At 67.5% G+C, this 12121-nt stretch carries 14 protein-coding genes; 8 read left to right on the forward strand and 6 right to left on the reverse strand.

Annotation, left to right across the window (positions count from 1 at the left end; all coding sequences use genetic code 11):
* Positions 1–21 precede the first annotated feature (21 nt).
* Positions 22–1062 (reverse strand): anthranilate phosphoribosyltransferase, encoded by a 1041-nt coding sequence (gene trpD / locus Q0L54_RS00265; RefSeq protein WP_296664434.1) that lies wholly within the window; start codon positions 1060–1062, stop codon positions 22–24.
* Between the two features lie 9 nt (positions 1063–1071).
* Entirely contained in the window at positions 1072–1500 is a 429-nt protein-coding gene (locus tag Q0L54_RS00270; RefSeq protein ID WP_296664435.1) for a hypothetical protein, read from the reverse strand.
* A 136-nt stretch (positions 1501–1636) separates the two neighbouring features.
* Here Q0L54_RS00270 and Q0L54_RS00275 point away from each other — a divergent pair, with 136 nt between their 5' ends.
* The 6 genes from Q0L54_RS00275 to Q0L54_RS00300 all read left to right on the forward strand — a co-directional run bounded on the left by Q0L54_RS00275 (position 1637) and on the right by Q0L54_RS00300 (position 7500).
* Positions 1637–2275 (forward strand): heme-copper oxidase subunit III, encoded by a 639-nt coding sequence (locus Q0L54_RS00275; protein ID WP_296664436.1) that lies wholly within the window; start codon positions 1637–1639, stop codon positions 2273–2275.
* A gap of 10 nt (positions 2276–2285) precedes the next feature.
* Positions 2286–3074 carry a c-type cytochrome gene (locus tag Q0L54_RS00280; RefSeq protein ID WP_296664437.1) on the forward strand — a complete coding sequence of 263 codons (789 nt, stop codon included), beginning with the start codon at positions 2286–2288 and terminating at the stop codon, positions 3072–3074.
* A complete protein-coding gene (locus Q0L54_RS00285; RefSeq protein WP_296664438.1) occupies positions 3071–4162 on the forward strand; it encodes a ubiquinol-cytochrome c reductase iron-sulfur subunit in 1092 nt (363 codons plus the stop codon). Before Q0L54_RS00280 ends, Q0L54_RS00285 begins: the two co-directional genes overlap by 4 nt.
* Complete coding sequence (locus Q0L54_RS00290) at positions 4162–5784, forward strand: cytochrome bc complex cytochrome b subunit (protein WP_296664439.1); 1623 nt, start codon at positions 4162–4164, stop codon at positions 5782–5784. Before Q0L54_RS00285 ends, Q0L54_RS00290 begins: the two co-directional genes overlap by 1 nt.
* A 240-nt stretch (positions 5785–6024) precedes the next feature.
* Positions 6025–6645: a superoxide dismutase gene (locus tag Q0L54_RS00295; protein WP_296664440.1), complete on the forward strand. Its 621-nt coding sequence runs from the start codon at positions 6025–6027 to the stop codon at positions 6643–6645.
* 135 nt (positions 6646–6780) lie between these two features.
* On the forward strand, positions 6781–7500 hold the full coding sequence (locus tag Q0L54_RS00300; protein ID WP_296664441.1) for a potassium channel family protein: 720 nt from the start codon (positions 6781–6783) through the stop codon (positions 7498–7500).
* 25 nt (positions 7501–7525) lie between these two features.
* Here Q0L54_RS00300 and Q0L54_RS00305 read toward each other — a convergent pair whose 3' ends face one another.
* From Q0L54_RS00305 to coxB, 3 genes are read right to left on the reverse strand one after another with little or no spacing between them, the layout of a single operon-like run.
* The gene (locus tag Q0L54_RS00305; RefSeq protein WP_296664442.1) at positions 7526–7927 is read right to left on the reverse strand and encodes a cytochrome c oxidase subunit 4; all 402 of its coding nucleotides are present in this window, start codon (positions 7925–7927) and stop codon (positions 7526–7528) included.
* A 12-nt stretch (positions 7928–7939) separates the two neighbouring features.
* The gene (gene ctaD / locus Q0L54_RS00310) at positions 7940–9655 is read right to left on the reverse strand and encodes a cytochrome c oxidase subunit I (protein WP_296664443.1); all 1716 of its coding nucleotides are present in this window, start codon (positions 9653–9655) and stop codon (positions 7940–7942) included.
* Complete coding sequence (gene coxB, locus Q0L54_RS00315; protein WP_296664444.1) at positions 9655–10458, reverse strand: cytochrome c oxidase subunit II; 804 nt, start codon at positions 10456–10458, stop codon at positions 9655–9657. The genes ctaD and coxB overlap by 1 nt, the downstream gene beginning before the upstream one ends.
* A 119-nt stretch (positions 10459–10577) precedes the next feature.
* Here coxB and Q0L54_RS00320 point away from each other — a divergent pair, with 119 nt between their 5' ends.
* Positions 10578–11696: an aminotransferase class V-fold PLP-dependent enzyme gene (locus Q0L54_RS00320; protein WP_296664447.1), complete on the forward strand. Its 1119-nt coding sequence runs from the start codon at positions 10578–10580 to the stop codon at positions 11694–11696.
* A gap of 1 nt (position 11697) precedes the next feature.
* On the forward strand, positions 11698–11958 hold the full coding sequence (locus Q0L54_RS00325; RefSeq protein WP_296664446.1) for a sulfurtransferase TusA family protein: 261 nt from the start codon (positions 11698–11700) through the stop codon (positions 11956–11958).
* Positions 11959–11969: 11 nt separating this feature from the next.
* Here Q0L54_RS00325 and Q0L54_RS00330 read toward each other — a convergent pair.
* A partial coding sequence (locus tag Q0L54_RS00330) for an iron-sulfur cluster assembly accessory protein (protein ID WP_296664449.1) occupies positions 11970–12121 on the reverse strand: 152 nt, incomplete at its 5' end.

A 12121-nucleotide genomic window follows, 5' to 3' on the forward strand; every position in this document is an offset into this window, starting at 1 on the left:
CCCGGTGGATCGGGCGGGGCGTCACGCCTGAGAGGCAGCCACCCAGCGCTCGAGGATCTCGCCGGCCGCGCCCGAGTCGATCGCGCGCGCCGCGTGATCCATGCCCGCGGCGAACCTCTCAACCAGCGTTCCGCCGGACGTTCCGGGCAACGTGGCATCGGCGACCAGCCCCGATGCGGCATTCAGCACCACGGTGTCGCGCACGGCGCCGGATTCCCCTGCAAGCACACGGCGAACCACCTCTGCGTTCTGGTCCGCCTCACCGCCGCGCAGATCCTCGATGGTGATGGCGTCGAGCCCCAAGTCCTGCACGGGGTCGAGCCGCAGCTGGGTGACGCCGCCGCCGCGCACTTCCCACACCGTCGCGGGTCCGGTGGGCGCGAGCTCGTCGAGGCCGTCGTCACCGTGGAACACCAGGGCCTCGCGCCCCTGAGACGCGACCACTCCGGCGAGCACGGGCGCGACGCGCAGGCTGGAGGAGCCGATGGCCGTGGCCTGCGGCTGCGCGGGGTTGGTGAGCGGTCCCAGGATGTTGAAGGTGGTGGGTATGCCCAGTTCCTTCCTGATGGGCATGGCGAACCGCATCGACGGGTGGAACACCTGGGCGAAGCAGAAGGTGATGCCCACCTCCGTGGCGAGCTCCTTCACGCGATCGACAGGGAGGTCCAGCCGTACCCCGAGCGCGGCGAGCACGTCCGCGCTGCCCGACTTCGACGTGGCGGCACGGTTGCCGTGCTTGACCACGGTGGGCCCGGACCCCGCGATCACGATCGACGCCATGGTGGAGATGTTCACGGTCTGGGCGCCGTCGCCGCCAGTGCCCACGATGTCGACCGTGCGCCCCGGGACCTCGAACCGCACGGCGTGGGCGAGCATGGCGGCCGCGAGGCCAGCCACCTCGGTAGGCGTCTCGCGCTTGACACGTAGGGCGGCAAGGAACGCGCCCATCGCGACCGGCGAGGCGGAATCCGTCAGCACCTGGTCCATGACCGCGGCGGTCTCGTCTGCGGTGAGGTCCTGGTGCTCGACCAGCTTGGCGAGCAGGTCCTGCAGGGTCGCCATCGGCGCTCCCTAGGCGTCGGCCGCTGCGGGCGCGAAGAACGAGTCCACGGCGTCCCTCAGCGCGAACGGGTCGAGCGGGTGCGACACCGCAGCGTCGGCCTCCGACCACGTCGCGAGCCACGCGTCCCCCGGACGTCCCACCAGGAGCAGGATCGGCGGGCACGTGTACAACTCGTGCTTCATCTGACGGGCGATCCCCATGCCGCCCACCTTGGCGGCCTCGCCGTCGAGGATGACGAGGTCGAAGGCCCGGTGGTCAAGTTCGTCGATGATCGCGGCATGCGTCGCGGTCTCGGTCCACTCGATCGGGCGCCCATGCGTGGTGGGACCGACCGCGAAACGCACCTTCTCGCGGACATTGCGGTCGTCGCTGTAGACCAAGATGCGGGCCTCGCGGACGGACACGTCCCCGGCCTCGTGCTTCACCACGTCGCTCATGCGGCCCATTCTGGCACGAGCGGCCAGGGCTGGGCCCCCGCCCGCGACACGCCCGGCGGCGAGGGCACGGAATGCAGGGAACTCAGGCGACGCCGCGTGCGTTCCCTGGTGTGAAGTCGGTGGTCTGTGCGCTTTAATGGGACCTATGTCCCACGCCACGACTGCGCCGTCGCCCATTCACGCGACGCGGCCCAACCAGGTCGCCGTCGGCACCATCGTGTGGCTGAGCTCCGAGTTGATGTTCTTCGCGGGACTGTTCGCGATGTACTTCACTCTTCGCGCTCAGGTGCCCGAGGTCTGGGCGGACAAGACCGAACTGCTCAACATCCCGTTCGCGACGGTCAACACTACGGTGCTGGTGCTGTCGTCCTTCACCGCACAGGCGGGCGTCTTCGCGGCCGAGCGATATCAGCGCCGCCGCACGGGCAAGCTGTGGCAGTTCAAGGGTTGGGGCATGCACGAGTGGTTCGTGCTGACCTACATCATGGGTTCGATCTTCATCGGCGGCCAGGTGTACGAGTACGCGCAGCTCATCTCGGAGGGTCTCACCATCTCCTCGAGCCCGTACGGATCGGTCTTCTACCTCACCACCGGTTTCCACGGTCTGCACGTGCTCGGCGGCTTGATCGCCATGCTGTTCGTGCTCGGGCGTTCCTTCTCCGCCAAGAAATTCGGCACGCATGAGGCGACCACCACGATCGTGGTCTCGTACTACTGGCACTTCGTCGACGTGGTGTGGATCGCGCTGTTCGCCGTGATCTACCTGATCCAGTAAGGGGCTGACGATGCATTCGCTCGCACGACACCGGTACCACCGAGCGGCACCGGTCGTCCTCGTCCTCCTGCTGCTCGGACTCATCGCGGGCATCGCGGCGGCCGTCTCGACGGCATCGTCCGCGAATGCCGCGACTACCACCAGCGCGGACGACGTCAGCGAGGGCCAGAAACTCTTCGCCGCCAACTGCGCCTCATGCCACGGCCTCGGGGCAGAGGGCCAGGACGGCGTCGCGCCGTCACTGATCGGCGTGGGCGCCGCCGCGGTCGACTTCCAGGTGGGCACGGGCCGCATGCCCATGCAGGCCTCGGGCCCGCAGGCCATCGCCAAGCGCACACAGTTCTCGCAGGCGGAGATCTCACAGCTCGCCGCGTTCGTCGCCTCGCTCGGCGCCGGCCCGGCCATCCCCACCGCCGAGCAGGTCGACCCCGCGCTGGGCGACGCGGCGAACGGCATGCAGCTCTTCCGCACCAACTGCGCGATGTGCCACGGCTCGGTAGGAGGCGGCGGCGCACTGAGCCAGGGCAAGTTCGCGCCGAACCTGTGGGAGACCACGCCCACCCACATCTACGAGGCCATGCTCACCGGCCCCCAGTCGATGCCCGTGTTCAACGACGCCAACATCACCTCAGAGGGCAAGCGAGACATCATCTCCTACCTCAAGGCGCAAGATGAGGGCTCGCCCGGCGGTCTTCGCCTGGGCACCATCGGCCCGGTGGCAGAGGGCCTTTGGGGTTGGTTTCTCGTTCTGGGACTAGTCGTCGCCAGCACCGTGTGGATCGGAGCCCGTTCTTCATGAGCACCGCCGACAAGCCCGTCGATCACGAGTCGACGCACGGGGACGTGCCCGACTCCTTCGAGGACCCGGGCCTCCCCTACCACCGTCCGCGCCGCGCGGACGTCGACCCCAAGGCCGCCAACAAGGCGGAGCGCCAGGTAGCGGCTCTGTTCGGCCTGTCGATCCTCGGCACCATCCTCGCCCTCGGCGCGTACTTCATGATCGACATGACCGGCGAGATCGCGTCGATCAGGTTCGCGAACATGATGATCGGCCTCGGCATCTTCCTGGCGATGATGGGCATCGGCCTGGGTGCCATCCACTGGGCCAAGACGCTGATGCGCGATCACGAGATGGTGGAGGAGCGTCACGCACTTCGCTCCTCGGACGAGGCCCGCGCGGGCGCCATCCAGAACCTGCAGGACGGCGTCGAGGACTCCGGTCTCGGTAGCGACGGTTCGGGCACCAGCCGTCGCGGCCTGCTCAAGGGGTCGCTCATCACCGCCGTCCTCGCCGCGCCCCTCGCGCTCCTGGTCCCCCAGATCGGGAACATGGGCGGGCAGTGGAACACCCGCGAGTTCGCCCACACGATGTGGCGACAGGGCATGCGCCTCACACGGGACCCCGACGGCACTCCCATCAAGGCGGCGGACGTCACCATCGGGTCCGCGTTCCACGTGATCCCCGACGGACTCAACGACTTGGAGCACGGCAAGATCGAGGCGAAGGCCAAGGCGGTGGTCCTGCTGATCCGACTGGACCCCCGCGACCTCAAGATCCAACCGGGCCGCGAGGACTGGTCCTTCGACGGCATCGTCGCTTACTCCAAGATCTGCACGCACGTGGGCTGCCCGGTGGCGCTGTACGAGCAGCAGACCCACCACCTGCTGTGCCCGTGCCACCAGTCCACGTTCGACGTCGCAGACGGCGCCAAGGTGGTGTTCGGCCCTGCGAAGCGGCCCCTGCCGCAGCTTCCGATCGCCATCGACGACGAGGGCTACATCGTGGCGAAGAGCGACTTCCACGAGCCCATCGGATCGTCGTACTGGACCCGTCTCAAGAACACCTCTGACGGACTGTCGGGCGACACCGAGGGGGGGAGCCACTGATGGGCGCACGGGTCAACGCCGTCGCAGGGGGAACCGCGAACTGGGTGGACGAGCGCACGTCCATCGGTGGGTTCGTCAAGTTCTTCGCTCGCAAGCTGTTCCCCGACCACTGGTCGTTCATGCTGGGCGAGGTCGCCCTGTACTCGTTCATCGTCCTGCTGCTGTCGGGCGTGTTCCTCACGGCGTTCTTCGTGCCATCGATGACGATCGTCACGTACGACGGCCCGCTCGCGACGATGCAAGGCGTCGAGATGTCCGAGGCGTTCGCTTCGACACTGCACATGTCGTTCGAGGTCCCCGGCGGCCTGCTCATGCGGCAGATCCACCACTGGGCCGCTCTGCTGTTCACCGCGGCGATCCTGACGCACATGGCACGCATCTTCTTCACCGGAGCGTTCCGCAAGCCACGTGAACTCAACTGGCTGGTGGGGTTCACGCTGATGATCCTGTCGCTCGCCGCCGGGTTCTCGGGCTACTCGCTCCCCGACGACGTCCTGTCCGGCAACGGCCTTCGGATCATCGAGGGCGTGACCCGCTCGATCCCGATTCTGGGCGAGTACGTGTCGTACTGGATGTTCGGTGGCGAGTTCCCGGGAGAGGCCTTGATCCCGCGGCTCTTCACCATGCATATCCTGCTGGTCCCCGGTCTGATCCTGGGCCTCATCGCGCTGCACCTGTTCCTGGTGTTCCTGCACAAGCACACGCAGTACCCGGGCGGCGGGCGCACCCACAAGAACGTCGTGGGACTGCCGCTCTTCCCCGTCTACACGGCCAAGGCCGGCGGGTTCTTCTTCGTGGTCTTCGGCGTCATCGCCCTGGTATCGGCCGTCTTCACCATCAACCCCGTGTGGAACTACGGGCCGTACGATCCGTCGCCCGTGTCCGCCGGCACTCAGCCCGACTGGTACATGCTCTTCATCGACGGCGGGCTGCGCCTGATGCCCGGATGGCTCTTCGACGTAATCCCCACGGAATGGGAGCTCTGGGGCTACACGATCCCGATGAACGTCCTGGTGCCGGCCGTCATCATGCCCGGACTGTTCTTCGGCTTCCTCGCCCTCTACCCCTGGATCGAGGCGTGGGCCACCGGGGATCGCGGCGAGAAGCACGTGCTCGACAGGCCGCGCAACGTGCCGGTGCGCACGAGCCTCGGCGTCGCGATCATCACGTTCTACGTGGTGCTCGTGCTCGAGGCGTGCAACGACATCATCGCGATCCTGTTTCACGTGTCGCTCAACGACCTCACGCTGTTCCTGCGGGTGGCGGTGTTCGTGCTGCCGGTGCTGGCGTATCTCATCACGCGGCGCATCTGCCTGGGCCTCCAGCGCAAGGATCGCGAGCTGGTCCTGCACGGCAAGGAGACCGGGCGCATCGTCCGTCACGCGCACGGCGAATACGTCGAGGTGCACGAGCCCCTGGACGAGCACGAGCGCTGGATCCTGGTTTCGTACGACGACATCGCCCCGCTCGAGATCGCGCCCGAATACAACGATCGCGGCGTGCGGCGCAAGGGCTACAAGTGGGACCGCTTCAAGCAGGGCCTCTCGCGCTTCTACTTCGAGCACCGCATCTCCCCGGTCACCCCGCAGGAGCTCGAGGAAGCGAAGCACGCTCACCACTGACCGTCATGCATGCCCAAAGGGGCGTCCGGGACCACCCCGGGCGCCCCTTTCGGGCATGCGGCGCCGGACGATGCGCCGCCCGCGAGCCGGCCTCTGGTGCCCGGGGAATTCGCGTCCGCCGCCGGGGGTTGACCTGGATGTCCACGCTCGCTCCGAGCCGCCGTGATCGCTAGGCTCGGAGCGTTCCCGGAAAACCAGCCGCGACCCCTCTGCGAGGCGCGGCGCGACCATGGAGGAGATATGGCCGACTACACGCTGCCGGACCTCAGTTACGACTACGGAGCACTCGACCCGCACATCGCCGGCGAGATCATGGAGCTCCACCACAGCAAGCACCACGCGGCCTACGTCGCGGGCGCCAACCTCGCCCTCGAGAAGATGGCCGGGGCGCGTGACTCAGGCGACTTCGGCGCGATCGGCGGCCTCGAGAAGGCGCTCGCCTTCAACCTGGGCGGCCACACCAACCACTCGGTGTTCTGGACCAACATGTCTCCGGACGGCGGCGACAAGCCCACGGCCGAGCTGGCCGCCGCGATCGACGAGCACTTCGGCTCCTTCGACGGCTTCCAGGCGCACTTCACCCACAACGCCATGACGATCATGGGCTCCGGCTGGTCCATCCTCGCGTGGGACACCATCGGCAAGAAGCTGATCATCGTCCAGCTCTACGACCAGCAGGGCAACGTCCCGGTGGGGATCATCCCGCTTCTCATGCTCGACATGTGGGAGCACGCGTTCTACCTTCAGTACCGCAACGTCAAGGCCGACTACGTCAAGGCGTGGTGGAACGTCGTGGACTGGGCGAACGTGCAGCACCGCTTCGCCACCGCGACGGCCACGCAGGGCCTCATCGTCCCGTAGCACGCGCTCTCAGCGCCTCAAAGGCGGTCACCCATGCCCCGGGTGGCCGCCTTTGGCTTGTGTGCGCGTCAGTGCGCGTCAGGAGGCCGCGCGCCGAACCCGTGGACCCGCGGGACCGGGCGCTAGGTTGGACGCATGTCGCCGTCGAAGCCGAAGTCGCGCCGGGCGGACACACCCGACGACGCCGTCGAGCCCCGCTCCTCCCTGTGGCTCCTGCTGGTCACGCTGGTGGTGCTGCAGTTCGGATACCCGATCTCGTTGCTCGGTCAAGGGTGGACGGCTGCCTACCTCATGGTCTACGCCGGAGCGGTCGCCTACGTGGTACGCACCGCCGTCGAGGATCCGCGCCGCAGTTGGCCCCTCCTGGTGGCGGCAGGAGGACTCGTCGCGGGCGTCATCTGGTTCGCGACGCAGCCCGACGACATCTCGGCAACCCGGGGGATGCTGGTCGGCGTCGGCGTGCTGCAGGCCGCGCTTCTCTTCTCGCTGCTGAGGGTGCTCGTCAATCCCCCGGCGCGCCTCGCCATCGTCGACCTGCTTCTGGTCGCCATGTCGGCCTACCTGCTGCTGGGCGGCGTCTTCGGGGCGCTCGCAGGCATCATGGAGCTGACATCCCCCGGCAGCTTCATCGACCAGACCGCCGGCGACGGCTCGCCGGTGTGGCAGACGCTCGTCTACGGCAGCTACGTGACGCTGGCGACGCTCGGCTTCGGCGATGTGGTCCCCGTGAGCCCTTGGGCGCGCTCCATGTGGTCGCTCGAGGCCGTGATCGGTCCGCTGTTCGTGGCCGTGGTCATCGCGCGGCTTGTGGGCGTGGCAAACCCTCTGCGTCGCAACCGCGACGGCGCGCAGTAACCGGCGGCAACCGCAGGGAAAGAATTCAGTGCGCGTGCTGGCCGCGGGAGAACTCGAACACCCAGCCCACGAGCCCGATGACCCCGATCACCACCGCGGGGACCATGATCCACCAGCCGACGGCAAGGGCCGCGAACGCCAACGCGGCGGAGACGCCCAGCACCAGCGGCCACCAACTCCAGGGGGCGTAGACGCCCTGGTCTCCTGCGTGCTCCTCGACCTGGCCGTCCGATGCGTCCTCAGGGCGCACCCCGTGACGCTTGGTCAGCATCCGGAAGTAGATGCCGATCATGACGAACATGCCGCCGGTGAGGAAGATGGCCGTGGTGCCCACCCATTCCGCCCAGTGCGTGAAGATTCCGTACGCGGTGCCCGCGAGGAAGAAGAACGCCGCGGGAACGTTGAAGACTCTCGCCTCGATGCGCATGCCTGCTCCTCCCTACGCGACCGGCGCGTGGTCGGTTCCGTCGCGCTCCGCCTGATAGTGGTCGCGTGCGGCCGCACCGGGGTGGTGCAGGTCGAACGCGGGCCGCTCGGAGCGGATGCGCGGGATGGAGGTGAAGTTGTGGCGCGGCGGCGGGCAGGACGTCGCCCACTCCAGGGAGTTGCCGAAGCCCCACGGGTCGTTGACCGTCACCCGAGGCGCACGCTTCGAGGTGATGTAGACGTTCCACAGGAACGGCAGCGTCGACAGCGCCAGCAGCACCGCGCCGATGGTCGACAACTGGTTCATCCAGGTGAAGCCGTCCTCGGGCAGATAGTCGACGTAGCGCCTGGCCATGCCGTGCGCCCCCAGCCAGTGCTGCACCAGGAAGGTGGTGTGGAAGCCGATGAACAGCAGCCAGAAGTGGAGCTTGCCAAGACGCTCGTTGAGCATCTTGCCGGTCATCTTGGGCCACCAGAAGTAGAAGCCGGCGAACATCGCGAACACGACGGTGCCGAACACCACGTAGTGGAAGTGAGCGACCACGAAGTACGAGTCTGACAACGGGAAGTCCAGCACCGGCGAGCTGAGGATGATGCCGGTCAGGCCGCCGAAGAGGAAGGTGACCAGGAAGCCCACCGCCCACAGCATGGGCGTTTCGAAACTGATCTTCCCTCTCCACATGGTGCCGATCCAGTTGAAGAATTTCACCCCGGTGGGCACCGCGATCAGCATCGTCATGAAGGCGAAGAACGGCAGCAGCACCGCGCCGGTCACGTACATGTGGTGAGCCCACACGGTGACGGACAGCGCCGCGATCGCGATGGTCGCATAGACGAGGCCGTGATACCCGAACAGCGGCTTTCGCGAGAATACGGGGAAGATCTCGGACACGATGCCGAAGAAGGGCAGAGCGATGATGTAGACCTCGGGATGCCCGAAGAACCAGAACAGGTGCTGCCACAGGATGGCCCCGCCGTTGTCCGGGTTGAACACCTGGGAGTGCAGCACGCGATCCGAGCCGAGCGCGAACAGCGCCGCGGCCAGCGGCGGGAAGGCGAGCAGCACCAGCATGGACGTGACGAGGGTGTTCCACACGAAGATGGGCATGCGGAACATCGTCATTCCGGGGGCGCGCATCGTCACGATGGTGGTGATGAAGTTCACCGAGCCCAGGATCGTGCCGAAGCCACCCAGGGCGAGACCGAAGACCCACAGGTTGCCGCCCACTCCCGGCGAGTAGATCGAGTTCGACAGCGGCGCGTAGGCGAACCATCCGAACGATGCGGCTCCCTGCGGTGTGAAGAAGCCCGCCATGGCGATGACGCCGCCGAACAGGTACATCCAGTAGGCGAGCATGTTGAGGCGCGGGAACGCCACGTCGGGTGCGCCGATCTGCAGCGGCATGATGAAGTTCGCGAAGCCTGCGAAGAGCGGCGTGGCGAACAGCAGCAGCATGATCGTGCCATGCATCGTGAACAACTGGTTGTACTGCTCGGCGGACTGCACGACCTGCATGCCGGGCTCGAACAGCTCGGCGCGGATCAGCAGCGCGAGCAGGCCTCCCACGATGAAGAAGAAGAACGACGTGATCAGGTACATGTACCCGATGGTCTTGTGATCGGTGGAGGTGATCCACTTCACCACCATGGAGCCCGAGCGCGTGGGCGCGGCGGGCAACGTGACGGTGCGCCGGTCGTCGCCGGAAACCTCGTAGGGCACGGTGGCCATCAGGACTCGACCTCCTCGTGGTCCTCGGTCAACTGGACTACCTGATCGCGGCTGTACTCGTCGGCGCTGATCTGGCCGGTGTAGCCCTCCGCGGCGAGATCGGCCATGTGCGCGTCGTACTCCGCCCGGTCGACCACCTTGACGTTGAAGAGCATCGACGCGTGGTACTCGCCGCAGAGCTCGGCGCACTTGCCCTGATAGGTCCCCTCCTCGGTGGGGACCACCTGGAACACGTTGGTCTTGCCGGGGATGACGTCGAGCTTGAACAGGAACGCGGGGATCCAGAAGGAGTGGATGACGTCGCGCGAGTCGAGCGTGAATTCGACTCGCTCGTCGACCGGGAGGTACAGCGTGGGCAGCGTCTCCTCGACGCCCACCTCACCCGTGAGAGCCGCCTGGACGCCCGGGTCGTAGACGTCATCGTCCACGTAATTGAAGTCCCAGCTCCACTGCTTGCCCACCACGTTGATGTGGACGTCGGCCGGTTCGGAGGTGTCCTTGATGGCGGAGACGTCCTCCACCGTGAACTTGAACAGCACGCCCACCATGAGCAGCGGGACGATGGTGTACATCAGCTCGAGCGGCACGTTCGCCCTGGTCTGGATGGGGAGCTTGTTGTCTCCCTTGCGCTTGCGATACACCGCCACGCACCACAGGATGAGGCCCCACGTGAGCACGCCGACGGTGAGCGCCGCGATCCAGGATCCGTTCCAGAGCGTGATGATCCGACCGGTCTGATTCGTGATCTCGGGCGAACTGGGCAGGGCACCGTTCTCGATGCCGTTGGCACATCCTGCCAGCAAGGACGTCAGTCCTAGGACAGCGATGCCTGCCAGGGCTTTTCCAGGCGCGCGGAGTCGGTGAATCGAGGACACACGGGCAGTGTAGCGCGGAGTACCGTGATGCCATGCAGGTCGCGCGCATGTTCCTCGACGCCAGTGGATCCTCACCTATGACGAACAGGACGCTCGACGCGTTCCAGTCCGGCCTGGCCGACGGTTGGGCCGATCCGACCCGCCTCCACACGGAATCCCGCCGAGCGCGGCAGCTGCTGGACAGCGCACGCGAGGCGATCGCCGAGGAGATCGGCGCCCAGGCCGAGCACACCCACCTCACCCCTTCGCCCCATCTGGGCCTCGAGCGGGTCATCGCGGGCGTCTACGCCGCGCGCCGGGGCCGCGACCGCATCGTCGCGTCGTCGGTCGAGCGGGACGCCACGCTGCACGCAGCGGACTACGTCTGCGGCGGCGCGCTGACGCTTGTAGGCGTCGACCATCATGGTCATCTCGACCTGGACGCGTTCGCGGGCGAGCTCGAGGTGCCCGACGTCGCGCTTGCCGCCGTCCAGCACGGCAACCATGAGATCGGCACCCTCCAGCGGCTCGACGCCGTCGCGGAAAGGGCCGCCGCCGCGCGTGTGCCGCTCCTGGTCGACGCCACCGCGTCCATCGGGCACGTGGAGCCGCCGGAGTACTGGGACGCCTTGGTCGCGAATCCCGCGGATTGGGGCGGCCCGGCCGGACTCGGCGTGGTTGCGCTCCGCCCCCGCACCCGGTGGCTGCCCGTGTGGCCCGAGGGTGACGATTGGGCGCCGGGGGGCGTGAACGTGCCTGCCGTGCTGGCCGCAGCCGTCGCGCTGCAGGAGCGGCGCGAGCAGCTCGAGGCGACCTCGGTGCGGCTCGCGCGCCTGGTGGACACCATCAGGGCCGCCGCGGCGAGCTGGCCGGGCGTCGAGGTCGTGGGCGACCCGGACTCTCGCCTGCCGCACATCGTGACGTTCTCGTGCCTCTACGTGGACGGCGAGGCTCTGCTCACCAGCCTCGACCGGGCGGGGATCGCCGTGGGCTCCGGCTCCGCATGCACCACGAGCTCGCTCGAGCCCAGCCGCGTCCTCGCGAGCATCGGCGCGCTGACCCACGGCAACGTCCGGCTCGGGCTCCATCCGGGGGTCACCGAGGCGGACGTCGATCGGCTGCTCGCGCTGCTGCCGCGCGAGATCGAGCAGTTGCGACGCGAGGCCCGCGCCCCGGAGATCGGCTGACGTGGGCGGGCGGGACGACGCGGTCGAACCGGGCTCGGCCCACATCACCGTCGACGCCACGGGGCTGCTGTGCCCGCTGCCCATCATCGAGCTCGCCCGGGCCGCTCGCGACCTGGCGCCGGGGACGGAGATCTCCGTGGTCTGCACGGACCTCGCTGCGCGCACCGACGTGCCGGCGTGGGCCCGCATGACGGGGCACGAGTTCGTGGGGGAAAAGAAGACGGACGGCGGGGCCGTAGCCCTCACCGTCCGTCTCCGCTAGAGCCGTGAGGCTCAGCTGAAGGAGTCTCCACAAGCGCAGGAACTCGACGCGTTGGGGTTGTCGATCGTGAAACCCTGCTTCTCGATGGTGTCTGAGAAGTCGATGGTCGCGCCGTCGAGGTACGGGACCGACATCTTGTCGACCACGACACCGACGCCGTCGA

This window comes from Demequina sp. (assembly GCF_024642165.1).
GTDB lineage: Bacteria > Actinomycetota > Actinomycetes > Actinomycetales > Demequinaceae > Demequina.